Origin of the sequence: Halomonas sp. 3A7M (genome assembly GCF_014897875.1) — a bacterium.
Lineage (GTDB): Bacteria > Pseudomonadota > Gammaproteobacteria > Pseudomonadales > Halomonadaceae > Vreelandella.
On sequence record NZ_JABUZD010000092.1, the window covers coordinates 1 to 23,716 of the forward strand.

25 protein-coding genes and 3 pseudogenes are annotated in these 23,716 nt (G+C 50.7%); 15 read left to right on the forward strand and 13 right to left on the reverse strand.

The window, feature by feature from the left end:
• Positions 1-104: 104 nt before the first annotated feature.
• The gene (locus INT19_RS08280) at positions 105-1,346 is read right to left on the reverse strand and encodes an IS110 family transposase (protein WP_193060416.1); all 1,242 of its coding nucleotides are present in this window, start codon (positions 1,344-1,346) and stop codon (positions 105-107) included.
• A gap of 85 nt (positions 1,347-1,431) precedes the next feature.
• On the opposite strand from INT19_RS08280, the pseudogene INT19_RS08285 reads away from it, so the two are divergent.
• A pseudogene (locus INT19_RS08285) lies at positions 1,432-1,704 on the forward strand (integrase core domain-containing protein); the annotation flags it as partial.
• A gap of 92 nt (positions 1,705-1,796) precedes the next feature.
• A complete protein-coding gene (locus INT19_RS08290; protein ID WP_193060417.1) occupies positions 1,797-2,117 on the forward strand; it encodes a hypothetical protein in 321 nt (106 codons plus the stop codon).
• A 90-nt stretch (positions 2,118-2,207) separates the two neighbouring features.
• Here INT19_RS08290 and INT19_RS08295 read toward each other — a convergent pair whose 3' ends face one another.
• Entirely contained in the window at positions 2,208-2,987 is a 780-nt protein-coding gene (locus INT19_RS08295) for a transporter substrate-binding domain-containing protein (protein WP_193060418.1), read from the reverse strand.
• A 148-nt stretch (positions 2,988-3,135) separates the two neighbouring features.
• Positions 3,136-3,441, reverse strand: a complete 306-nt coding sequence (locus INT19_RS08300; protein ID WP_193060419.1) for a hypothetical protein — start codon at positions 3,439-3,441, stop codon at positions 3,136-3,138.
• A gap of 179 nt (positions 3,442-3,620) precedes the next feature.
• Between INT19_RS08300 and INT19_RS08305 the strand changes: the two genes are divergently transcribed.
• From INT19_RS08305 to INT19_RS08315, 3 genes and pseudogenes are all read left to right on the forward strand, one after another.
• Positions 3,621-4,967: a type II toxin-antitoxin system HipA family toxin gene (locus INT19_RS08305; RefSeq protein WP_193060420.1), complete on the forward strand. Its 1,347-nt coding sequence runs from the start codon at positions 3,621-3,623 to the stop codon at positions 4,965-4,967.
• Positions 4,964-5,266, forward strand: coding sequence for a helix-turn-helix domain-containing protein (locus INT19_RS08310; RefSeq protein WP_193060421.1), 303 nt, complete (start codon positions 4,964-4,966; stop codon positions 5,264-5,266). The genes INT19_RS08305 and INT19_RS08310 overlap by 4 nt, the downstream gene beginning before the upstream one ends.
• A 171-nt stretch (positions 5,267-5,437) precedes the next feature.
• Positions 5,438-5,863 (forward strand): annotated as a pseudogene (locus tag INT19_RS08315) (alpha-hydroxy acid oxidase).
• A 34-nt stretch (positions 5,864-5,897) separates the two neighbouring features.
• Here INT19_RS08315 and INT19_RS08320 read toward each other — a convergent pair.
• The 4 genes and pseudogenes from INT19_RS08320 to INT19_RS08335 all read right to left on the reverse strand — a co-directional run bounded on the left by INT19_RS08320 (position 5,898) and on the right by INT19_RS08335 (position 10,627).
• Positions 5,898-7,189, reverse strand: a pseudogene (locus INT19_RS08320) (ISL3 family transposase).
• 44 nt (positions 7,190-7,233) lie between these two features.
• Positions 7,234-7,998 (reverse strand): aminoglycoside adenylyltransferase family protein, encoded by a 765-nt coding sequence (locus INT19_RS08325; protein ID WP_319022185.1) that lies wholly within the window; start codon positions 7,996-7,998, stop codon positions 7,234-7,236.
• Positions 7,999-8,219: 221 nt separating this feature from the next.
• Entirely contained in the window at positions 8,220-9,218 is a 999-nt protein-coding gene (gene cydB / locus INT19_RS08330; RefSeq protein WP_193060422.1) for a cytochrome d ubiquinol oxidase subunit II, read from the reverse strand.
• Positions 9,215-10,627, reverse strand: a complete 1,413-nt coding sequence (locus tag INT19_RS08335) for a cytochrome ubiquinol oxidase subunit I (protein WP_193060423.1) — start codon at positions 10,625-10,627, stop codon at positions 9,215-9,217. Before INT19_RS08335 ends, cydB begins: the two co-directional genes overlap by 4 nt.
• A 356-nt stretch (positions 10,628-10,983) precedes the next feature.
• Between INT19_RS08335 and INT19_RS08340 the strand changes: the two genes are divergently transcribed.
• The 8 genes from INT19_RS08340 to INT19_RS08375 all read left to right on the forward strand — a co-directional run bounded on the left by INT19_RS08340 (position 10,984) and on the right by INT19_RS08375 (position 15,814).
• Entirely contained in the window at positions 10,984-12,009 is a 1,026-nt protein-coding gene (locus INT19_RS08340) for a hydrolase (RefSeq protein ID WP_193060424.1), read from the forward strand.
• 23 nt (positions 12,010-12,032) lie between these two features.
• Positions 12,033-13,040: an aldo/keto reductase gene (locus INT19_RS08345; protein ID WP_193060425.1), complete on the forward strand. Its 1,008-nt coding sequence runs from the start codon at positions 12,033-12,035 to the stop codon at positions 13,038-13,040.
• Between the two features lie 128 nt (positions 13,041-13,168).
• Entirely contained in the window at positions 13,169-13,345 is a 177-nt protein-coding gene (locus INT19_RS08350) for a hypothetical protein (RefSeq protein ID WP_167457121.1), read from the forward strand.
• 221 nt (positions 13,346-13,566) lie between these two features.
• Positions 13,567-14,247: a Bax inhibitor-1/YccA family protein gene (locus tag INT19_RS08355; protein ID WP_038484188.1), complete on the forward strand. Its 681-nt coding sequence runs from the start codon at positions 13,567-13,569 to the stop codon at positions 14,245-14,247.
• Between the two features lie 81 nt (positions 14,248-14,328).
• Positions 14,329-14,718 carry a sulfurtransferase complex subunit TusD gene (tusD, locus tag INT19_RS08360; RefSeq protein ID WP_193060426.1) on the forward strand — a complete coding sequence of 130 codons (390 nt, stop codon included), beginning with the start codon at positions 14,329-14,331 and terminating at the stop codon, positions 14,716-14,718.
• Between the two features lie 53 nt (positions 14,719-14,771).
• Entirely contained in the window at positions 14,772-15,137 is a 366-nt protein-coding gene (locus tag INT19_RS08365) for a DsrE family protein (RefSeq protein WP_193060427.1), read from the forward strand.
• Positions 15,138-15,173: 36 nt separating this feature from the next.
• Positions 15,174-15,461 carry a sulfurtransferase complex subunit TusB gene (gene tusB / locus INT19_RS08370; RefSeq protein WP_193060428.1) on the forward strand — a complete coding sequence of 96 codons (288 nt, stop codon included), beginning with the start codon at positions 15,174-15,176 and terminating at the stop codon, positions 15,459-15,461.
• A 2-nt stretch (positions 15,462-15,463) separates the two neighbouring features.
• The gene (locus tag INT19_RS08375) at positions 15,464-15,814 is read left to right on the forward strand and encodes a TusE/DsrC/DsvC family sulfur relay protein (protein WP_193060429.1); all 351 of its coding nucleotides are present in this window, start codon (positions 15,464-15,466) and stop codon (positions 15,812-15,814) included.
• Positions 15,815-15,854: 40 nt separating this feature from the next.
• On the opposite strand, the gene INT19_RS08380 is transcribed toward INT19_RS08375, so the two are convergent.
• On the reverse strand, positions 15,855-16,487 hold the full coding sequence (locus INT19_RS08380) for a helix-turn-helix domain-containing protein (protein ID WP_038484202.1): 633 nt from the start codon (positions 16,485-16,487) through the stop codon (positions 15,855-15,857).
• A gap of 102 nt (positions 16,488-16,589) precedes the next feature.
• Positions 16,590-17,531 (reverse strand): histone deacetylase family protein, encoded by a 942-nt coding sequence (locus INT19_RS08385; RefSeq protein ID WP_193060430.1) that lies wholly within the window; start codon positions 17,529-17,531, stop codon positions 16,590-16,592.
• Between the two features lie 106 nt (positions 17,532-17,637).
• Between INT19_RS08385 and INT19_RS08390 the strand changes: the two genes are divergently transcribed.
• Positions 17,638-20,382 carry a bifunctional acetate--CoA ligase family protein/GNAT family N-acetyltransferase gene (locus tag INT19_RS08390; RefSeq protein ID WP_193060431.1) on the forward strand — a complete coding sequence of 915 codons (2,745 nt, stop codon included), beginning with the start codon at positions 17,638-17,640 and terminating at the stop codon, positions 20,380-20,382.
• 120 nt (positions 20,383-20,502) lie between these two features.
• Here the strand turns inward: INT19_RS08390 and pdxH are convergent, their stop codons facing one another.
• The gene (pdxH, locus tag INT19_RS08395) at positions 20,503-21,147 is read right to left on the reverse strand and encodes a pyridoxamine 5'-phosphate oxidase (protein ID WP_038484211.1); all 645 of its coding nucleotides are present in this window, start codon (positions 21,145-21,147) and stop codon (positions 20,503-20,505) included.
• Positions 21,148-21,384: 237 nt separating this feature from the next.
• Here pdxH and INT19_RS08400 point away from each other — a divergent pair, with 237 nt between their 5' ends.
• Positions 21,385-22,077, forward strand: coding sequence for a cytochrome b/b6 domain-containing protein (locus INT19_RS08400; RefSeq protein ID WP_193060432.1), 693 nt, complete (start codon positions 21,385-21,387; stop codon positions 22,075-22,077).
• Positions 22,078-22,106: 29 nt separating this feature from the next.
• On the opposite strand, the gene INT19_RS08405 is transcribed toward INT19_RS08400, so the two are convergent.
• From INT19_RS08405 to INT19_RS08415, 3 genes are read right to left on the reverse strand one after another with little or no spacing between them, the layout of a single operon-like run.
• A complete protein-coding gene (locus INT19_RS08405; RefSeq protein WP_193060433.1) occupies positions 22,107-22,499 on the reverse strand; it encodes a DUF2069 domain-containing protein in 393 nt (130 codons plus the stop codon).
• Positions 22,496-23,122, reverse strand: a complete 627-nt coding sequence (gene wrbA, locus INT19_RS08410) for an NAD(P)H:quinone oxidoreductase (RefSeq protein WP_125747878.1) — start codon at positions 23,120-23,122, stop codon at positions 22,496-22,498. The genes INT19_RS08405 and wrbA overlap by 4 nt, the downstream gene beginning before the upstream one ends.
• A 47-nt stretch (positions 23,123-23,169) precedes the next feature.
• Positions 23,170-23,640, reverse strand: a complete 471-nt coding sequence (locus tag INT19_RS08415) for a gamma-glutamylcyclotransferase family protein (protein ID WP_193060434.1) — start codon at positions 23,638-23,640, stop codon at positions 23,170-23,172.
• Between the last annotated feature and the right edge of the window lie 76 nt (positions 23,641-23,716).

The window sequence follows — 23,716 nt, forward strand, 5'->3', positions numbered from 1 at the left end:
ACGTGAAGTAAGTCAACTACGTCCTGGAATGAACGCTTACTTTGGAACGGTTGTGAGCGTTGAGCATTATCTACAGGGTCACTGGGTGCCCTAACGGCACAGATTTACGTCTCACAACCAAACTCATAATAGCCTCGATAATCACTACCTGTCTTTATTAAAGCATGCGCGACGCGGGCTAATTTAACGGCCACTGCCACGCGGGCTTTCCGCTTGATATCCGGATCATCAGGGGTTGCCCGAATATAGCGCTCGTATTTCTGTCGGAATGTATTTTCCCGCTGTCTGATGGCGACTGTGGCTGCCAACCAGAAGGCGTACCGTAAACGTGCATTGCCTCGCTTTGATAAGCGGTAATGCCCTTGCTGTTTACCACTTTGACTTGCCGACAAGTTGAAGCCGCAAAAGCTAAGGTATTGGCGATAATGGCAAAAACGCTTTAGGTCACCGCTTTCGGCAATAATAACTAACGCAATGATAGGACCAATACCAGGCAATGTCCGAAGTCGCTGGTAATCATCGCGGTGAGATATCAACTGGTCAGCGGCTTCTTCGATTTGCTGCCTTTGCTCGGTTAGCTTCAGATAACGCCTGACCTGCAATTTGAAGGTGGCAATTGCTGGGCTATTAAGCGGTACGGGTAACGCTATCGACTGCTCCGCCACTTCATAAACCTCTTCTAAAAAGCGCTGCTTGGCCACCTTCCTCCCCACTACCTCCCAAGCACGTTGCACGAAGGTCGTTTTTTTATAGCGCGTGATACTTTGTGGGGTAGGGAATTTCAGCAAGAAGCGGCAAAACCACACGGCACGGGTGCTGTTAAAAAAACGCTCCATTTCTGGAAAAAAGAGAGTGAGGTAATGATTGAATAAACTATGTTGACAGCGGGATCTAGCGAGTGAGATTTGATAATACGTATTCGCAAGCTCCTGAATATCTAACATTTCATTCACTAACGGATCGTAAAATGGTTGCATCATGCCCTGCTGCATCAAGTACATGATAACCCGCGCGTCTTTCTTGTCGTTTTTATCCCAGCTTTTAAACAACATTTCACGCGCTCTGGCGCAGGCTAAAGACGACACCATATGGCACAAGGCGCCTTGAGACCTTAACCAATAGGCAATATTCCGATGAAAGTCAGCCGTTGGCTCAAAGGCCACCAGAATGTCTTCAGCAGGTACTTCTGCTGCATTAATGAGGTTCTGATAACCCACTAACGTGTTAGGGAGCTTAAACGTTTTGGTACGACCTGACGGCCATAAAATGACAGCATCATGGGACGTTTTGGCAATGTCGATGGCGATCATCACTTTCACAGAGCTATTCTTTAAGTTGTCAGCCATGTGTACATCTCCTAAATCCACTGATTGGCATCAGAGATTTTGGTACAGATGGCTGGCTCCAACCTGCTTATTCAGCAAGTACTACGGCCCTGAATACATCAGCGGCAAGCTGGCGAACTGGGCGAAAAACCAAGGCATTGTGTTGGCGTTTATCCAGCCCGGCAAGCCCCAGCAGAATGCCTATATCGAACGCTACAACCGAACGGTGCGTTACGATTGGCTGGCCCAGTATCTGTTCGACAGCACCGAAGAAGTCCAAGGTTATGCTACTCGCTGGCTCTGGCACTACAATCACGAACGACCCAATATGGGACTCGGAGGAATCACTCCTCAACAGAAGTTGGCCATGATGGCCTGAGGCCTACTTTTGAAGCCCTCTAAAAATGGGGGGATTACCTTGAGCTCGTTGTTCAAGCAATCTGTGATGGCGATATAGAAAGGCACCTTGGGATGCATCAACGGAAAATTGAACCAGATCTCTATTATGAAGAGAAATTTTCTATCTTCCATGAAGCATGTAACGATGCGGGTATTGCGGAGATTGAAGTAACCTCGGATTTTGATGATGACGTCATGCAAGAGCAGAAGCGGCGGTATTTAATTGACGCGAATATTGTGATGGGAGACGGGGCTGTTTATACAACGTCGATTCGAGTGGCTTGGGGCTCAATTCAGGAGGAAGAAGGCAGCGAGCCCGTTGAGACGTGGCGATTAGCTGGACTGAGTAGAGTACAAGTCCCCATTCTTAATGAAGCACTGTCACGGAATTAGATTTAGATTGTTCTCTACTTAATACAACAACCCCAGGGGTAAGCGTAGCGTGTTATCCCTGGGGGTATAGTTGGCGAGATAGTGACAGTCTTAGATCTTGATGTCGTAGTCGACGTATTTGTTCATTAGCTCGTCATAGGTACCGTCTTGCTTGATTTCTCGCAGTGCCTCATTGAACTGCTCCGCCAGGGCTTCATTGCGAGGATGGAAGGCTGCCGCCACGCCATGTCCGAAATAGTGCTTGGGCTCGCGGATCAGCGGCGAGCTGGTAACAATCCCACTGCCTTCAGCGTTAACTTCAAGCGATGACAGCGCTAGTGGGTAATACATAAAAGCTGCGTCTAAGCGACCTGTTCTAATATCTACCGCGAGATCTTCGCCTGTTGCATAGCGCCGTACGTCAACGAGATCGCCATAGGTGTCGGTGATGTATTCATCGCGGATGGTGCCACGTTGAACGCCTACCGATATACCCTCAAGGGCGTCGCGATCTTCAATATCGATCTCGTTGCCTTCCTGAGTCACCCAGACGCTAGGGTTGCTGTAGTAGGGTTCTGAGAACAGCACTTGTGCGCGGCGCGCATCGGTGATTGCCATTGAGGACATGATGGCGTCGTACTTGCGTGCTAATAAGCCGGGGATGATGCCGTCCCAGCCTTGCTCTACCCATTCGCACTCACGCTCGATGCGTCGACATACTTCTTCACCCAGTTCCACCTCGAAGCCTGTTAGGGTGCCGTCGGGCAAGCGATACTCAAAAGGCTCAAAGGGAACATCAACAGCGAGGCGAAGTGGGTCGTCGGAGTAGGCTGGAATGGCAAATAGCAGTGATGTAAGCGCCGTTGCTATTCCTATGTGACTGCGGGGCATAGACTTTCCTTTTTTCGTTTTTATATAAGGTGTTGATTAAGCAATTTTGCATGATTCGCGTAATAGGTAAAGTGCTTTATAAAGGCTTGTTAAAAGCTTCTGAGGAGTCAGGGCCTTTTGTCGTTCTTAGACGCTTAGCTTTCGCGATTTAGCCGTTTGGCTTTATGATTTTGATCGTAATGGCCACTACTGTGCATGCCAGGGCAGGTAAAACAACGTCTAACACTGAATCCAGCGTCCAGCCGCGCCAAACACCTTCAAAGATGCCCACCGGTAATGTTTGCCCCCATTCCCAGCCACGTTGAACGGCTAACCTGTATTCATGTTGTGCAATCTCACGTCCAAGCAACAGTGCTATCGCGATGGCACCGGTGACTCTTGCGTTTGCAAAAGGAAGTAGAGCCATTTGAATCAGCAGCGCGATAAACACATGCTCTAAATGGGTAATATTCACATTAGGCTCCAATATGGCGCTCGTGTGGATAATTCAGTGTGCACTATAATGCTCATTAATTCTTTGTTGTAGTTATTATGTGCGCTAAACTGCTCATAAGTAATCGGCGGAAGAATTTTTGAGCATTTTGCTGCGCATTAATAATTTCGTACATCAGCGGCTTTCGACATGGGTGATTCGTGAAGTTAACGATACAGGTTCATTTTGAACAAGCGTGGCATGATGCGGCTGAATTGTCGTTGCCTAACCCTGAGCAGGGTACTCGCGGGGAGTCTCGGCTGCGCTATGCGACTGACTATGCCGTTGAGTGGCTATTTCAAGATGACCTGCACGCTTGCAGTATGCGGTTGCCTATCGAGTTAATGCTGACTCATGAGTCGCCACACTGGTTCGGTTTCTTGGAAGACATTATGCCGGCGGGAGCTAGCCGGCGTTTTTGGGTGGATTATCTAGGGCTTCACGATTTACCGATTGGGCAACAGGATGCTGAATTACTGGCACGTGGCACTATCGCGCCGGTCGGCAACTTACGAATCAAAGAATCATTGCCTGATCTCTCCGTAAAGAAAGCCTTAGAGGAGCGACGGTTTCCGCTGCAAAGCGTTGTAGAGCGTCAGGTGGACTTTTTAGAGTATGCCCAGCAGATGGGGGCGGCCAGTGGCGGTGCCACTGGGGCTGGCGGTGAAGCGCCAAAATTGCTGCTCAGATTGACGAACGACGACCACGTTTGGATTGATACCTGGCAGGATGAAAACCATCGACCTGACCTACCCATGCTGGTGAAATTTCCGCGCGGTAGACGTTCAGTTGACGATTGCAACATCTTGAGAGCTGAATATCATTATTATCAGGAGCTTGCATCGTTAGGGGTGGCCACGATAGATACCGAACAGATGCGTTTGGTGGAGGGCGAGCGTTACCCATCCCTGTGGTTACCCCGTTTCGACATGCAGTACCTCGACGGCACTTGGGTTCGCTATGGCCTGGAGTCAGTCTACTCCTTGGTAGGCGCCGCACCGGGCACTTTCCTGCATCATGGCGAAACAATCCGCCAACTGATTAGTTTGCTGAGGGCTCAATATCGCGTGCAAGAACAAGGCGCCGTTTTCGAGGGTGAGCGCTTTGTTTTGGAGTGGATTAAGCGTGATTTGTTGAATATCGCTTTCGGCAACTCTGACAATCATGGCCGGAATACGGCGTTATTGAAGCGCCCCGAAGGCATTGGGCTTGCCCCTGTATATGACTTCGCGCCCATGAAGGCTGACCCCGAGGGGGTGACACGAACAACGCAATGGGGAACACCCCTGGAAGTTGGCGGGGAGTACGATTGGCGAGGAATTGCCGACACCCTGGCAGACGTTGTCGATCCAGCGCGAGTGATGGAAGAGCTTCGTGCGCTTGCATTGAAGCTAGAGGGCGTCGATGAACGCTTGGCTGCCCGTGGAGTTCCACCCCGAATCCTTGATATGCCTGCAGTCGGCCTACGCACTATCAATACTCGACTCAAGCGCTGGGGGTTGCTATGAAGCGCTATTCTGATGATCGCGAAGAGGCCCTGGTGACTCTGTTGAAACGCTTCTATGCGGGGGAAATCACCGACGGAGCGTTATTGCGTGCGTTACGCCGCGATGTGCTGGGGTTAAACCAAACACGTTATGCCGCCTTGGTGGGCATCAGTCGACGAACGTTGTCGGATCTGGAGGGCGATAAAAATAATGTCACCCTAGAGGTTAAGAATCGTGTATTCCGACCGTTAGGGTTAGAAGTGAGTTTACTGCCGCGTAAGCGTGCTCTGTTGGAGCAGGTATTGGCGTTCACCGAGTAACTTGTTTCCTTTTAATGCCCTGCCATTTCCGCAAATCTCTACTGGTTATGCTGAAATAGTTTGATGAGTAAAGAGAGCGAAACAGGGCGTTTACTTGTGCAGTATTGAAGAACAACATAGAGATCGTCTGTTCTAGATGCTAATGAGAACAATATCTATTAGGGATGTGTTATGCCGATCTATACCAACATTGAAAATCTTCGTCGCCATTACGCCCGCCGTACACCAAAAATGTTTTATGACTACGCCGAGTCGGGCTGTTGGACAGAGCAAACCTTTCGTGAAAATACCAGCGACTTCCAGCATATTCATTTAAAACGGCGTGTTGCGGTCTATATGTCAGGGCGTTCTACGTGAAGTTCTATGCTGGGCGAAGATGTGGCTATGCCGGTTGCGCTTGCGCCCGTAGGGCTAACGGGAATGCAAGCGGCAGATGGCGAAATTAAAGCAGCACGGGCGGCTGAAAAATTTGGTGTGCCGTTTACGCTGTCGACCATGTCGATTTGCTCGATTGAGGACGTCGCAGAACACACGACGCAGCCGTTCTGGTTCCAGGTGTATACCTTAAAAGATGGGGTAAGCGGAAAAGATGGTTGATGGGCACATTCCACCCACCAACCTGATACCACGCTCAGATGGTTGATAGATCGACCCCGTAGTTGAGTTCTTCTGCGAAGTCCGGCAGTCCATAACCAATAGTTTTCTTATAGAACGGAGAGACTTTCGCAGTCGGTGCCTTCTTCTTGTGCTTCGTGGTATAGAGCATTCGTGCCCGCATCGCCTCGAAGGAGTATCCACGCCCCTCACGGTTCTTGTCCTTGGCCAATCGGTTGATGGACTCCGTGTAGGCGTTGGTGACGGGCATATCCGTCTCGAAGTAGGTTATGATCTCTTCGCGCCAGTTACCCACTGCCCTGACCAGATCGCTCCAGATTTCCTTCTGGCCCTTCGGGATAGAGTCGATCCACTCATCGAGGGCAGCTTCTGCCTGCGGTCGTGTGGTGGCGTCCCATATACGGTAGAAGCGCTCCTTGTGCTCGTAGGCGGCCAGCAATTGGGGAAACGCGCCTGTCCATGTTTCCATGATCAGCCGTTCCCGGTCTGAGACCTCGTGAGCGCGCTTCAGCAGGATTTTCCGATCTCCCTTGAGGGTACGGATCTGGGCGGTTTTCAGCTCTGTCCTGAGCCCCTTGCGCACTTTCTCCAGAGCATCGTTGGCCATACGCACCACATGGAACTTATCGACCACGATGCAGGCCTGTGGCAGCACCGCCTTGACCGCTGCCCGGTAGGGGTTCCACATGTCCATGCTGACGATCTCGACCTTCTGCCGGTCCTTCATCTTCATCAGGAAGGTGGTCGCCACGTCCTGACGGCGGGTGGCTAGCAGATCGAGCAGGGTCTTCTCCTCGATGTTGGTCAGGATGCAGCGGTAGCGCTTGTTCAGGTATAGCTCATCGATGCCCAGAATGCGGGGCGTCTCGAAGCGGTACCAGCGGCCCAGGAACTCGGCGCGGGCGTTGAAAATATCCCGTACCGTCTTCTCGTCTAGCCCGGTTTGGTGCGCCACGAAGGTGTAGGGGTGGTTAAAGGACTCCTTCTCCACGTATTCATGCAGCCGAAGCGTCATGCGGAAGCCGTCCACTACCTCCGGTAGCTGGGGGGCCTGAAGGTAGTCTCGCAGGCCCGACAGGTGTACCGGCGGCGGACCACCCACAGGGTGACTCGCTTACCGTGGATGGGCAGATCACGATAGGGAACATCACGCTTGCCGAACCGCACGAACTCTCCCTGCACCCCGCATTCCTCGCAGGCCATGGGATCGGGCGCGTCTATCTGGAAGTGCATTTCGTCATCGGTAGATGTGTAACCCAGCACCTGGTACTCCGGCAGGTGCAGGATGTTGTCGGGCATTTTGGACATGAGAGGCTTGTGTTATGGACGCATCGTGGTACACGAAGAGCTTTTCATAGATTCGCTAAGACATGATCGTGCAGGGATTTTACCGTGTGTTGGAGTTCTTGCTGGCGATTTCGCCAATCACTTTCACATCCGCTCAAGTAAGCCTCCCGCGCATCGACTAAAACATCCGCTTGTTCAGCCGGTAGCCAAGTAACTGCCCAATCGGCAGCAACATCCTTAGAGACAAACTCACCGGTAACTGATGTCCGCCACATACGCGCCAAAGTTAACAGGACGTTGCGCTCATCCCCCTGTAGCATTTCGATTAAAGCTGGCAGAACATCCTTGATTGCACGACGTATATCAGATTTTGGAATAGCTGGTAGAAGCTCGTTTGCGTTCGGTCCGATTAGAGGTTTCGCTTCCTGCCGTGATTGGGCCAGCACCAGGGTAAGCTCTGGATCACAGGCAGGCTCGGAACCTTCACCCGCCTCGTACTCATGACGCAACCACTCACCGTAAATGAATTCGCTTCGCGCAGGATAGAGCGGCTCAGCAAGATCTGAGCGCAAAAAGACAATCACTTCAAGAGGGTGGCGTCCATCCGGATCAAAAGGGTATCGCCCAGATATCTCCATTAACTCGGAAGTAAGGCATCTTCGAACCTCGGATGTCATCGGTTGGTCAATGACCACAAGCAAATCTACGTCGCTGCGGGGGCGAAGCTCACCAGCCACAGCCGAGCCATGGAGATAGACAGCCACCAGTGATTTTGCTAGCCGCTTCTGAACAATTGACAATGCTTTATTTGCTTCGGCAGGTACGATCACTAAACAGCCCATCTTAAATATCAAGAGAATGATGCTTTTGAGGATATGACCTCCTCACGCGGCTTCGTCAACCATATTATCCGTTGATCACCTGGACGATAAGGGCCTGTGGCAAGGACACATCAACCATTTTCTCCGCTTACCCAGTAATAAAAAGAAGGGTGCCCAAATGGCACCCTTCTTTTTTGTGACAAGCAATCAACAGATTAACTGCTAAAGCCTCAATGGTACCCTTCGCCCACTTTTACCTTGCCGCGAAATACCCAGTAAGACCAGGCAGTGTAGGCCAACACGATAGGGATAACAATCAGCACGCCGATCAGCAAAAACAATTGCGACTCCGGTGCAGAAGCGGCATCCCAAATTGTATAGTTGGGCGGTACGATAACCGGCCATTTACTGGCAATGAGGCCTAGGTAGGTAAAGATAAATAGGCCCAATGTTGCGACAAACGGTAAGCCTTCCTGCTGGCGTTTTACGGCACGATAAAGAGTGCCAGCGCAGACCATGGCGAGAATAGGGAACAGCCAAATTAGGTGGATCTGGTTCATCCAGCGGTCACGCACTTCTGGACTAACCAGCGGTGTCCACAGGCTAACAATGCCAAATACCACCAATACCGCTAAGAGTAATTTTGGTGTGATGCGATAGGCCCACTGCTGGACATGGTCTTCTGACTTCAGGATCAGCCACGTAGAACCAAGCAATGCGTAGCCCGCCATTAGTCCAATCCCCGTCAATACAGTAAAGGGTGTCAACCAATCCAGTGCGCCACCGACATAGCGAAAGTCTTCGACAGCAAACCCTTGGATGTAAGCGCCGACGACTGCGCCTTGAGCGAAGGTGGCAATGGCAGAACCCCAACAAAATGCGCGGTTCCACCAACGGCGGTTTTTCTTAGACTTGAAGCGAAACTCGAATGAGATGCCGCGAAAAATCAAGCCAGCCAGCATTAGGAAAACACCGATATAGAGCGCGGGCAAAAACACGGAATAAACTAAAGGAAAGGCGCCGAGCAGCCCAGCACCGCCCAGCACTAACCACGTCTCATTGCCATCCCACACGGGAGCAACAGAGTTCATCATCACATCGCGTGACTCTTCATCAGGAGCGAAGGGAAACAAAATTCCCAACCCTAGATCGAAGCCATCCATTAAGACATACATAATGACGCCAAAGCCAATAATGGCAGCCCAGATGAGTGAAAGATCAATACTCATGTGTTGGCTCCTTCCAAGTCATCATCAAAGGGGGTGTGTGCTGCGGATAGGGGGCGTTTCGGGCGTTCAACCTCGCCTCCAACTTCAGACTGTGTTTCTACTTTCATGCCATTGCGCACAACTCGCGTTAGATAATAAATACCGGTGAAAAATACCACGCTGTAAACCGCGATATAGCCAATCAAGGTAAACAGTGCCATGCCGCCAGTAAGGGACGGCGTTAAGCCTTCCGCGTGTGTCATGACGCCATACACTAACCAAGGCGCACGTCCTGATTCGGTAACAATCCAGCCACCCAGAACCGCGAGGAAGGGGGATGCAATCATGACGGTAAGCGTTTTTAAGAAAAGTGGGTTTTCATAGACACGCCCCTTACGACGCAGAAACAACCCGGTCAGCGCAACAGCAATCATCAGCACGCCAATGCCTACCATGACGCGGAAAGCCCAGAATACAATGATGACAGGAGGCTGCTCTTCTATTGGTACTGCGTTAAGCCCGGGAACTTCACCATCGACATGGTGCGTCAGAATCAAGCTGGCAAGGTTGGGGATGCCAATTTCAAAATGATTGGTCTGGGCTTCTTTATCGGGGATAGCAAAAAGCAGAAGCGGCACATTGGTTTGCGTTTCCCAGTTACCCTCCATGGCAGCTACTTTCGTTGGCTGGTGCTCCAAGGTGTTCAGACCGTGAAAATCGCCGACTACCGCTTGCGCAGGCGCTAATATCAGCAGTAACCACAAACACATGGATAGCGCTTTTTTGTTAGCTTCAACATCACGCTTGCGTAGTAAGAACCAGGCGCTAACCCCTGCAACGACGAACCCGCCGGTTAGGAAGGAAGCCATGCCCATGTGAACAAAGCGATACCAGAAGGAGGGGTTAAAGAGTGCTTCCATCCAGGAAGTGATATGGAACCGACCGTCGATGAGCTCGTAACCTACCGGGGTTTGCATCCAACTGTTGGCAGAAAGTATCCAGAAAGAAGATATAAACGTGCCTACAGCAACCATGATGGCAGCAAATAAATGCACACCTTCAGGTACTTTATTGCGGCCAAATAACAGCACACCTAGAAAAGCGGCTTCTAGGAAAAAGGCCGTTACTACCTCATAGCTGAGGACAGGGCCTAAGAAGTTAGATGTGGCGTAGGCAAAGTTGCTCCAGTTAGTACCAAACTGAAACGACATCACAATGCCTGATACAACGCCCATGCCAAACACAACGGCAAACACTTTTGTCCAGAACAGCGCTAAGCGATCCCAAGCGGGATTTTCCGTTTTGTAGAATAGGCCATGCAGTAGTGCGATGTAGGAAGCCAAACCGATAGTAAACACCGGAAAAATGGCATGAAAAGAGACAACAAAAGCGAACTGTAGCCTTGAAAGCAACAGAGGATCTAATTCCATGGCGACCTCCTAGATCGTGTGGCATGAAAGTATTGAAAATCAGTAGTTGTCGCAGGAGCTATATTCTTAAAGGCTATGGATATATTTCTTTAATCATTAATAATAGTAGTTGAAACCACTCTGCGACGTAAGTTGAAAGTATCCAGTGATGCATGGCGTATTGTCGCATCTATGAAAACGCTGCATACAAGGGGCGACTGCTTTAGGCGGGCCTGTGTCAGCCCCAAGGCTGATATCCAAGGCGATATTTCTGCCACAACCAAATCTGCTTACAAATTTTGCTAAGCTATTCAGCTGTTTTTTGCTGGCGCTTTTCCTCCATGTCTTCAAGCTCGTCTTCAACCCTGTCTTCACCTATGCCTCCATTTCGATCTTCGCGCTGGCTGCCTGGCGGACATTTGCAAACGCTCTATAGCCCGCTATGGCGGACATCGCCTCAATTACAACGTCGGCGTGAGCGAATGACGCTTCAAGATGGTGATTTTATCGATCTTGATTGGTATGGCCCTGAGGGTGAGTCGGCGAATTGCGTACTGCTGCTTCATGGCCTAACTGGCAGCTCTTCTTCACTGTATATACTAGGGCAACAACAAGCGTTAGCGGCGCGCGGCTGGTCGAGCGTGGCTGTCAATTGGCGTGGCTGCTCTGGTGAGCCAAACCATCGCGCCAGGGGATATCACTCTGGCGCGAGTGAGGACTTGGCGGATGTGGTTAAGCAACTAACGTTACGCTATCCAAACAAATTGTTTGCCGCGATTGGTTACTCATTGGGTGGCAATGTGTTGCTTAAGTATTTGGGTGAAGAGGGTGGCAATACGCCGTTGAAGGCCGCGGCAGCGGTATCGGTACCGTTTCGGCTGGACCACTGCGCAGACCGAATAAGTAAAGGCTTCTCCAGGATTTATCAGGCCCGCTTCCTGCGAGACCTGCGCCAGTATGTTGAACATAAGCAGCAGGCGTTTGTACGCCAAGGGCGAAGGGAAGAACTGGCGCGTTTAGCGGCGCTTGAAGCATTACAAGGTATGAAGACGTTTTGGGACTTCGATGGCCGCGTTACTGCGCCACTGCATGGCTTTGAAAGCGCCGATGACTATTACCACCGCTGTAGCAGTGCTTTCTTCGTGGAGCACCTTCGTATTCCAACGCTCATTGTGCATGCACTAGATGACCCTTTTATCTACCCACAGAGCGTTCCTAATGCGGAAACTCTGCCAAGCTATGTCACCCTGGAGCTTCATGCCTCGGGTGGCCATGTGGGCTTTATAGAGGGGCCTCCGTGGCGGCCGCGTTATTATCTTGAACACCGATTGCCTGACTGGCTGCAGTCGCAGGTTTGTAGCCAGGGTAAAACGCATAACACTAGCGCACTACTATCTAATTAACGTCAATCACCTCAGAGGTTGCTATGTCCGCGTTCTTTGACCGATTAAACGGTGTCTCGTCTCCTCGTATTGGCTTGGGATGCATGAATCTTTCCCATGGCTATGGGCAGTATGTGCCAGAAACAGAGGCGCTTCGGGTATTGGAAGAAGCCTTTGAGATGGGATACCGCCATTTTGATACGGCGACGCTCTATGGTGGAACAGCAAATGAGCGGTTGTTGGGGCTCGCTTTAAAAACAAAAAGGTACCAGCTGTTTCTCGCCAGCAAGTGTGGAATGGCATTGGACGCTGAAACAGGGAAGCGCATTATCGATGGTCGCCCTGACACATTGCGTCGCCAGTGTGAAGAGAGTCTGTCACGACTGAAAACGGATTATTTGGATATTTACTACCTGCATCGCCTAGATCGTAGTGTTCCTATTGAAGAGAGTGTTGGGGCGCTGGGCCGACTAGTGGAAGAGGGTAAAATTGGTGCGGTTGGCTTATCTGAGGTATCGGCAGAAACATTTCGTAAAGGTAATGCGGAATATCCAGTCGCAGCAGTACAGTCAGAATACTCACTCTGGACACGTAATCCCGACATTGCTCTGAAGGATGCATGTGCGGAGCTCGGTGCTGCCTTAGTGGCGTTCAGCCCACTTGGGCGCGGTTTTTTGACGGGGGCAGTGGAAGAAAGTACCCAGTTTTCGACAGGGGATATGCGCGCCGGAATGCCCCGCTTTAGTAAAGACAATTTACCTCACAATATAGCTTTGTTGGATGACGTTAAAACAATGGCTAGGCGTCTTGAGATCTCACCCGCACAGCTGGCGCTAGCTTGGTTAAACGCCCAGGGCCATCATATTGTGCCTATTCCTGGTTCCTGCTCAGTGACGCATATACGCGAGAACTTACGCGCTGAAACGGTCGTGTTGGATGACGCAACAGTGACTCAGCTCAACGGTATGCTGTTGCCGAGCCAAGTTGCTGGCGCTCGTTATAGCGACACGCAACAAGCTGATATTGATACTGAAGAATTTGCGGATTGTTAGCGTAAATTGATAGGGCAAATGGTGATTTTACCAAACCCCGTTGCTTTCTTTCCGCCGAGGACTATTATTCGCTACCAACGACGATGTTGTTTGCCCTCTAAGTTGTTAGCCCCCTAAGGAACAGTGCCATGTTAAAAGGTCTGATCATTTGTTTTGCCGTGCTATTTGCACAGTTGGCGGTGCTGAACGTGATCGATGCACGTCTCTATAACGCTCAGGATGCGCGTCAAGCAGCGACAATGCAGCATTTACCTCACAAGGAAGAAGACGACGATAACGTTTCACCGCCAGCAGTGAAGCTGTAAGCAGAAGAAGCGAAGATAATCACGCCAAATTTGGTACGGTCAGGGGAATTTTATAGCGCATTTCTATGTCCAAAGTGGTGTGGAATGTTAAGCATAGTCAACGCTTGAGGAGCAAGTGCCTTAAAAAGCAGTTGTTTGCGTGGAAGACAAATACTTGCGTCTGGAACTTGGTAACGGCATCCTTGTCCGTTGTTAGTATTACCATTAGGGAGCATAGATAAATGGCTTTTAACGATTCGAACACGGCGAGAGCGCAAACGCGCAGCGAAGTAAGTAGTGTTAGCGCTAATAAAGTTCTGCGTAACACCTACGCGCTATTGGCCATGACATTGCTATTCTCTGCGGTCACCGCTGGTGCCTCTGTCGCAATGGGCATCCAACAAATGAACATTTTTGTGTTCTTTATCGGTGCATACGGGCTGATGTTCCTGGTTCACAAAACGGCCAATTCGGCAGCTGGCTTGTTGGCGACTTTTGCATTCACTGGATTTATGGGCTTCACGCTTGGCCCAATCATTTCCGCCTATCTTACGTTGCCTAACGGTGGCGCTTTGATAATGAATGCATTGGCAATGACTGGCTTGACGTTTATCGGCCTTTCTGCGGTTGCATTAACCACCAAGAAAGACTTCAGCTTTTTAGGTAATTTCCTAATGGCTGGTGCCATTGTGTTGATTTTGGCCATGGTAGCCGGGCTGATCTTCAACATTCCTGCGCTTTCATTGATGGTTTCCGCTGGTTTTGTGCTGTTTGCATCAGCGGCGATCCTCTACCAAACCAGTGAAATTGTTCACCGGGCGGGAGAGACCAACTACATTCTCGCAACTATTACGCTTTATGTTTCCATTTATAACCTGTTCATCAGTCTGCTCTCGATTTTAGGCATTATGAGCAACGACTGATCAACCCCTGCAGTACTATCGCGACAGACCCTACTTGCTAGGGTCTGTTTTTTTTAGGGCGGACTGTATCGAGATAATCCGATGGAGTATGGCTTATTGGTCATGGGGGCGCCGTATAGTAGTGCCGCCCCTCATTCCGCGCTGCGATTTGCCCAAGCAGTGCTAAATGAAGGACACCACATCAAGGGCGTTTTTTTCTATCAAGATGGCGTTCATAATGCCTCTCGACTAATGACTCCTCCACAGGATGAGCTCAATATGCGAGACGCTTGGGTTGACCTGCATCATCAGCACGGGGTGGGATTAGATGTATGCGTCGCGGCGGCGTTACGCCGTGGTGTGGTGAGTGAAGCAGAGGCAAAGCGGCACGGGCAAGTGAACTTCAATCTTGAGCCACCCTTTGAATTAACGGGGCTAGGGCAACTGCTTGAGCTACAGCAGCGCTGTGATCGTTTTATTACGTTTGCTTAGTAGTGAGAACAGGGCTGAAAACAGGGCGACCGGAGTAGATAGGTAGGACTAAGATGGCTGAAGCAAATGAGCGACTTATCGTTATACGACATGCGCCCTATAGCTCAAATGAGTTGCGGGAAGGGCTGGATGTTGCGCTAGTGTCTGCTGCCTTTGGGCAAGCGGTTGATCTGCTGTTTTTAGGGCAGGGGATATTCGCGTTACTCAAAGAGCAACAGGTTGGCGCGCCAGGCCAAAAAGCCACGCTACCGACAATTAATATGTTAGAAATGTACGATATAGAAAACCTATTAGTCCCTACCGAGACCCTACAAGCCTTCAATATAGCCACTGATCAGCTGGTTGAGGGAGTTACCCTAGTCCCGGCTTCAGACGTGCCAGACCTGTTCCAGCGTTATAATTATGTTCTTAATTTTTAATTTTGCGCTCAATTTTTAGCAGAGTAGCCAATAACTATGCTGCATATTCTGAATAAACCTCCCCATAGCGATGCTGCTGTGCAAATGCTCAACGCACTCAGCAATGGCGATTCTGTTGTGCTGATAGAAGACGGCGTGCAGGCTGCGCTCTATCCTGAATGGCAAGGTTGGGCAGCCAATACAGCGTCGATTTTTTTGCTAGCTGAAGATGCTATTTCGAGAGGGGTTCACTCTGTTGCCACCAGCCATGGGCTGCCTTTGATAGAAATGGACGGCTTTATTAAGTTGACCGAGCAAAATGAAAAGATCATTTCCTGGTATTGAATATGAGTAATCAAAGTTTATACCGTTATCTTGATTCGTCGCAAAAGATCCAACTAGATCCTGAGGGGTATCTAGTTAAGCAGGATCAGTGGAGCGGTGAGGTTGCTCAGTTGCTCGCTGAGGATGAAGGGTTAACTCTTACAGAAAAACACTGGGAAATTATTCAGCTGGTGCGCGAGTTTTATACTCGATATGAAATGGCACCCGCAATGCGGCCCTTAGTGAAAGCCACAAAACAGGCGCTGGGTGATGAGAAGGGGAATTCGATTTATTTAATGACGCTGTTTCCGGGGAGTCCACCAAAGCGTATTGCTCGCATCGCTGGCCTTCCTAAGCCCACAAACTGTTTATAGCTATTTTTGCGGTTATTTTGAGCGATACGAAATCTGGGCGTTAGACCGAGTCGCCCCGTGTGCAAACAGAAAGCACGACCGCATCTTCTGGGCTGGTAGAAACCAGGGCGTGCCCCATGTCGCTATCAAAATAAATACTATCGCCTTCGGCGAGCATGAGTGGCGCATAAAATTCTGTGTATAACAAAATATCGCCTTCTAAAATCATCAAAAACTCTTCACCGTCGTGTCGAACCCACTGATGGTACTCATCAAAGCTGCGTGCTCTAACAATGGTCTTAAAAGGAATCATGCGCTTTTGAGCAAGCTGATGTCCGAGCAGCTCATGCTCGTAGGTAGGGGTAGGGTGCACTTGGCCCTTGCCCTTACGGGTAAGATCTCTACGCCCCATGGTATAGCGCTCACGCTTCGGCGGCGTAAATAGCTGGGGCAGGTCGATGTTCAGGCCGGTAATAAGTTTTTGAACCACACTGAACGTAGGCGACACTTGGTCATTTTCGATCTTGGAGAGTGTTGAACGTGCTAAGCCTGTGCGCTGGCTGACGTCTTCCAATGTCCACTGGTTAGCAAGGCGAATCTGTTTTAAACGTTCCCCCAGGCGTAAAGGTTCGACAAAGGGCTTTCGCCCAGAGGCTATGCGCAGCGCAGCATGCTCTTCAGTAGTAGCGGTCATAAAAAGCCACGTGAGTAAACGTCAATAAAACCGCATGTTATCACAGACGCTCTGTATCAAGGTCGCCGTCGCATGACGTTTCACAATAGTGAGTGGCATACGTCATGGAACATCCGTAAAGGGCAAACCCAATAGCGCTTTTAAGTGAGCTTCTGCACCGCTAGCGAGGGTTTTCGGGTTATACCCCCCCTCAAGTACTGAAACTACTCGGTTTTCTGCATAGAGGGCTGCAATCTCCATTGCTAAGTGGGTTATCCAATAAAAATCCTCATCTTCTAAGCAGATATCTCCCATCGGGTCGTCGCGATGAGCATCAAAGCCTGCAGAAAGCATGACTAAGTCTGGTTTGAACGCATGGAGAGCGGGAAGCCACTGTCGTTCGATAATGCGTCTAAACTCTTTACTATCAGTGCCTACTTCCAGCGGCGTATTGACCACATTTTGCCATTCACTGCGTAAATAGCGCCAGGGGTAAAACGGATACTGGAAGCTCGTGCACACCAGTACCTCTGGATCATTTTTGAAGATATCAATAGTGCCGTTGCACTGATGAACATCAAAATCGAGTATTGCGATACGTTTAGCACCATATTTTGCTTTTGCATGGGCCGCACCGACGGCAATGTTGTTATAGAAACAAAACCCCATCGCATCAGCCGCTTCTGCATGATGCCCAGGCGGCCGTACTGCGCAAAATACGTTGTCAGCTTGGCGCTTAAAGACTTGATCAACTCCGCGAATGACGGCTCCCGCGGCCACTCTGGCCGATTTTAGGCTATCGGGGTTCATCATTGTGTCGCTATCGAGGGTGACGATGCCTTCTTTCGGCAGGCACTTTGCTAACGCATTAAGGTGCCTTGTTGGGTGCACTCTTGCTAATGCCTCGTCACACGCCTCTTTGGCATCCGCCTGCATGGTTTGTTGAAGAAGGCCTGCTAGAGATAGGCGCGCACGAATCGCTTCAAGCCGTTGAGGGCTTTCAGGGTGCTCAGGCCCCATATGGTGCAATGCGCAGTCTGGGTGAGTAAGGTAGGCAGTAATCATGCAAGCGCTCCGAAGACAATATCGCCACCTTAATCGTCTCAGGGGCTTGCGCGACAGTGTCAATAAGTCGTACACAGTGGTTATTAATTTCAGGGGAGACGCATTCGTGAGCACACGTTTTTTGCATCATTTTTTCGAACCGCGCACAGTGGCCGTGTTCGGTGCCTCTGAAAAGCCAGCCTCGTTGGGTGGTTTAGTGCTCAGTAATCTCCAAGAGGGCGGTTTTAGGGGGAAAATATGGGCGGTCAATCTGAAAGGATATGACACAGTCTTCGGCGTGGATTGCGTCCGCACCGTGAATGAACTGCCTGAAATCCCTGATTTAGCGGTTATCTGTTCGCCAATCGATGGTGTTCCTAGTCTTATCAAAAAACTTGGGCAGTTTGGTGTTAAAGCTGCGCTGGTGCTTTCCGGTGGTGCCTACCTTGATCGTGAGACGGGCAACAAAGGCTCAATCCGGCAACGTATGTTGCAGTCGGCGATAGAGTCGGGTATCCGGGTGCTAGGGCCCGAGTGCATGGGGCTGATTGTGCCTGGGAAGAAACTGAATGCTTCCTATGCCAGCCAGCCAGTTCAAGCGGGCAAAGTGGCCTACTTAGGGCAATCGGGCATGTTGGCAAATGCCATGATCGATTGGGCTGCTGGCCGCGATGTTGGCTTTTCACACTTGATCACGGTAGGTGACAGTGTTGATGTTCTACTGCCAGATTTGATTGATTATGTGAATCAGTTTTCTCCAGCGCAAGCGATTCTGCTGCACCTTGAGCGCGTGATGGATGCTCAGCACTTTATGACCTCCGTGCGTGATGCATCGCGTAACCGCTTGGTCGTCGCCATCAAGAGTGGGCGAACGCCGCAGTCAGATATTTCGGGTATGGCCCCCACACCAGGTATTGCTAATCGTGATGTGGTGTTTGACGCGGCCTTTGCCCGGGCGGGCGTTGTTCGCGTCAATGATTACGATGAATTGCTGGATGCGCTTGAAACCTTATCGCGCATGAAGCCGCTTCGCGGCGACCGATTGGCTATTGTATCCAATGGCTTAGGACCCGCCATGCTGGCGATCGATAAACTGATAAGTGCCGGCGGTAAACTGGCGGAGTTTAGCGAAGAGACCCAGCGGGTGCTGCATAAAAGCCAGGTAGATATGAGCAAACCCGGTGAGAACCCAGTGGATTTAGGCGGCAACGCGACGCCAGAGCGTTTTGTAGAAGCGCTAAAAATTGTCACTGCCGATCCAAATGTGGATGCCGTACTGGTGGTTCACGCGCCTACTCGTTTAGCGCCTTCATTGGCCACCGCTCAGGCGCTGATTGATCATCGAAAGACATTTAAACGTAACTTACTAACGAGTTGGATGGGGCTGAAAGAAGCTCTGAATGCTAGGCATGTGTGCAATTTGGCGGGGATACCCACCTATACATCGCCGGAAAAGGCGGTGAAAGCATTTATGCATATGGTGGACTATCAGCGTGTTCAAGCGCTGCTGCATGAAATTCCGCCTAGCTTACCTTTTTCCACCAGCGCAGAGATTCGTGCGGAGTGTCGCGCGCTGATTAAAAATGCCAAAGCGGAAGGGCGACAAACATTGACCCATTCCGAAACGGCCCAAGTATTGGAAGCCTATGGCATTCCAGCGGCGCCTAGTGTCTATTTGAGCAAGCCGGAAGATGCCTTAGCAATGGCGGATCATTTTCCAGGCCCTAAGGCGCTAAAAGTCATTCACGAGGGCAATTGTCGTCCTTATCGTTACCGTAAGCACCCCCATAAAATATCCGCGGGTCTACTGCAAGATTTAGAAACGCCGGAGCAAGTGGCCGAAGGGATCCGTCAGCTAGGCGACAAGGTACGCGAGAAATTCCCTCAATATGCTATTCGCGAATACTGTTTGCAGCCAATGCAGCGTGGTAAACACTCAATGCAGATCTGTGCCGGGATCACGCGTGACCCTGTATTCGGTCCGCTGATTGTTTTTGGGATAGGTGGCTATAAAGTAAACGTGCTAGCGGACCGCCAGATTGCGCTACCGCCGCTGAACATGAGCTTGGCCGCTGACGTGGTGGGCAGGACCCATGCGGCTTCATTGATTCGCGAGCATTCGGCCGACCCCGAACGAGATATCCAGCGGCTCTGCCAGCTGTTGGTCAAGCTGTCTCAAATGGCGTCTGACTTAGTCGACTTGAGAGGGCTTGAACTCAATCCTTTGTTGCTGAACCGTGATGGGATGTTAGCCGTGGATTTTGCCATGGACTTAGGGCCGCCTGCGCGTTTTGCCATCATGCCTTACCCTGAAGAGCTACGTGAATGGGTAACGCTGACAAATGGATGGCGGGTAGAGGTTCGCCCCATCCGCGCGGAAGATGCTCCGCTGATTACGACGTTCCACCGGCAGTTATCAGAGGAGAGTATTCGTTTTCGTTACTTCCACAATAAATCTAACTTAACCCAGCGTGATCTGTCGATTCTGTCGCATATCAACTACGACCGACAGATGGCCTTTATTGCCGAACATCAGCACGATGACGGGAGTAAAGAGATGTTGGGTGTCGTTCGGGTATGGAATGATCCTGATAATATTCGCACGGAGTTTTCGATTATTATCCGTGACGACTTGCAGGGGCTGGGTATTGGTAGCCTGTTAATGAACAAGATGATCGATTACTGCACCAGCATTGGCACGCTCGAAATGATCGGCAAAATTATGGTCGATAACCATCCCATGCGCGCCTTGATGAAGCACTTGGGCTTTAAGTGTCGCTATAACATGGAAGAGCAGGTGATTGATGCCGTGCTCAGGTTGAACGAGCCTGAAAGTGAATGGCAGCGTCACCGGTTAGAGAGCCCAGCCTGACTAGGCTGCTTCTGACCCAGATGAGCCTGCCTCAAAAGAGGCAGGCTCATTCATGGGATGGGTAAACGCGAGTGACGAAATGTCTAAATTAAGAACCGACTAACTTAATGAATTGCTTGATTAAGGAGCTAAGCGGAAGCGGCTCCAGTCGCCGCCGTCACGCCGCTCAAAACGCAGGCGGTCGTGAAGACGACTGGGTTGCCCCTGCCAGAACTCTATCATTTCAGGATTAACTCGATAGCCACCCCAGTGATTCGGACGCGGAATATCTTGTCCTTCGTAGGCTTGTTCAAAGCGTTTTTGCCGCTCTTCGATCCAATTGCGATCGGGGATCACAACGCTTTGGGTAGCAATCCAGGCACCCAGCTGGCTACCACGTGGACGACTTGAGAAGTACTCATCAGACTCCTCTTGTGCCACTTGCTCTACGGGACCTTCGATGCGCACTTGTCGTGACAGCGAAGGCCACCAAAAGGTGATGGCCGCAAAAGGTACGTTACTCAGCTCGCTACCTTTGTGGCTATGATAGTTGGTGAAAAACACCATGCCTTGCTCATCAAACCCCTTGAGCAGAACGACACGGGCATGGGGGCGCCCCTGGCTGTCTACCGTAGCAAGGGTCATTGCGTTACCGTCTTGTCCTTCCGTTTCCAGCGCTAGGCTAAACCACTCATCAAACAGCACAAAGGGATTGTCGGGGGCTTGGGCTTCATCAAGGCGGCCACCTTCATAATCGCGCCTAATATCAGCTATATTGCGTGTCATTGAATACTGCTCCCTTTAAATTTTGTTCATGGTCGCTGGTCTTTCGGTAAAGCTCAAGCCCTGTCTCTACGCTTTGTTGACAAGCTCTATTTGGAAGCCCAGCCGAGAGGTTGATGGCGTTACGGGTAATGCAAAGTTGCTTGATTGTATAACGCGTCGCCTGTGCTCTGTAATGCGTTATATCAGAAACATTGAAGAAATGAGAAAATGTATGGATAGAAGATAAAGGGCAACGTAATGCAGAATGAAAGAAAACAGCTGGCCGTTTGGGACGTCTTTGTACGCTTATTCCATTGGTGTCTGCTGGCAGCGGTGGCCATTTCGTTTTACACCGCGAAAACCAATGGCGCACCGTTTTTGTTTCCGATTGAGGCTCATGCCCAAGCAGGCTACCTGATTATTGGTTTATTGATATTTCGCGTGATCTGGGGTGTTTCAGGCCCTATCTATGCCCGCTTTAGTACGTTTGTTTATGGGCCAAAAAATACGGCAATTTATGCAAATGCGCTGCTCAAGCGACGTGCACCTCGCTATGCGAGCCACAACCCCTTGGGGGGGTGGATGGTGGTGCTTCTGCTGCTCTCACTGAGTTTTCAGGCAGTGAGTGGGCTGTTTTTGAGTGACGATATCTTCTTTCAGGGCCCGCTTTACGGTTTGTTGGGCCGAGACATAAGTAGCGAGCTAGCCAGCTTGCATTCACTCAATAGTGATGTGCTGCTTATCCTGATAGCAATCCATGTTGCGGGCATCGTTGTGCATGCTCTGCAAGGAGAAAATTTAGTCGCGGCGATGGTGACGGGAATCAAACGTTTCAATAGTGAACCGATTGATATAAAACCTGCCCGCCGAACTAAGCATCGCCTATTTGCGCTAGGTGCTTTTTTAGTTGCGGCGGGCGTTTGTGGCTGGCTGTGGTTTTATCCCTACTGATGTTTTTAGCAAACAGAGGGTAGCTAAGCTTATGCTTGGCGCTGTTGACGGCTGCGAAAACGCGCGTACGCCATGCAGCCAGTAAATAGGGCCAGGGATGCAAGCGCTTCCAGCACACCGCGAACGCCTTGGCCGGGTAGGGTTGCCAGCATAGTGCCCTGCGTGAAGTACAGTAGGCTAACAAAGGCTAACCAGGCATGGCCTCTGGCTCGCTGACCAATGATCGAGGGTAGGAATAGCAAGAGTGGCAGCACAAACGCGACCACTGGACGCCAGTTAAAGGTATCACCTTGAATAAAAAAGCCACGATAGACAACAAGCAGCAGCAGAATGACAAAGCTGACGAGGACTAACTGCCTTGCTTGCTGCGTGAGCTTATCGAGTCCATGGCGAGTCTCAAGACCTTCTAACCACTGCCTCATACTGCGTCCTCCTGGCGCATTGTATGCAGTGCTCGCGCAAGCTTGGCTAACCGCTTGCCTTGAGCAAGACACAGTGCACGCTCATGCTCGTCGACAGAGCGGTCACTACGCGCACCGGCAACATGACTAGCCCCATAGGGCGTGCCACCGGTTTGGGTACTAAGAAGGGCGGTCTCGTTATAGGGGATGCCGGCGTAGACCATGCCGTGATGCAGTAACGGAATGAGCATGGTGAGCAACGTGCTTTCCTGGCCCCCATGAAGGCTGGAAGTGGAGGTAAATGCACAGGCAGGTTTATCAATCAATGCGCCATTCATCCATAGGCTGCTGGTGGTATCTAGAAAATACTTAAGCGGTGCCGCCATATTGCCAAAACGCGTAGGGCTACCCAATGCCAACGCGCTGCAGTTGCGCAAATCTTCGAGGTCTGCATAGACTGCTCCCTCCGCTGGAATTTCGGGGTCAACGGCTTCACAGGTTGTGGAGACAGGGGGGACGGTGCGCAGCCGCGCTTCAATCCCCGTAATGCTTTCGACACCTGCTGCAATTTGCCTTGCCATATCCGCAGTGGCTCCTGAGCGCGAATAGTAAAGAATTAAAACAAACGGCGTGGAATCACTCATGAGGTATCCTAGAAATAACGACGTAAAGAGGGCACTGCGTTGTCTGCTTATGGTACCAGAGCTACCGGTTGTACAGGAGATGCGTTACGCAATTGGCTAAATGCGGGCAGGCGTAGATAAACCCAGGCAATTGAACCATCCGCCAGCGTTTGTTTGACCCGCTCATAGCGAATACCCAAGCGCTCATAACGATCCAAGCGCAATAGCTGATCCGCAGTGACTTCTAACCGTAACCCTTCTACATGGCTATGGGTATCGGGAGTCAAGTCCAGGCCTTGTTTTTTAAAGCCCTCAAGACGTGCTGGTTGTGGGTTGCCTGAACTGCCCATCACCACCCAGCGCACAGGGAGATAGCGCAGCGTGCCATAGACGAAGACGCTGTGGGTTCGTTCTTCAATGACTGGCAAGTGGGAGGGGCGCTCGTAAAACCACGGGCTCAGCATTGTCAGCCAAAGCCAACCTGCGGCACCGATTAGTAGTGCTGCGCTACACGCGATCAAACGTTTTAACCAAACCATGCCCACTCCTTTGATAATGTTGGCTATCAGCGTGGCGTTAGATGTTAATGAAAACAAGTCTTAAGCAATGTCGGCG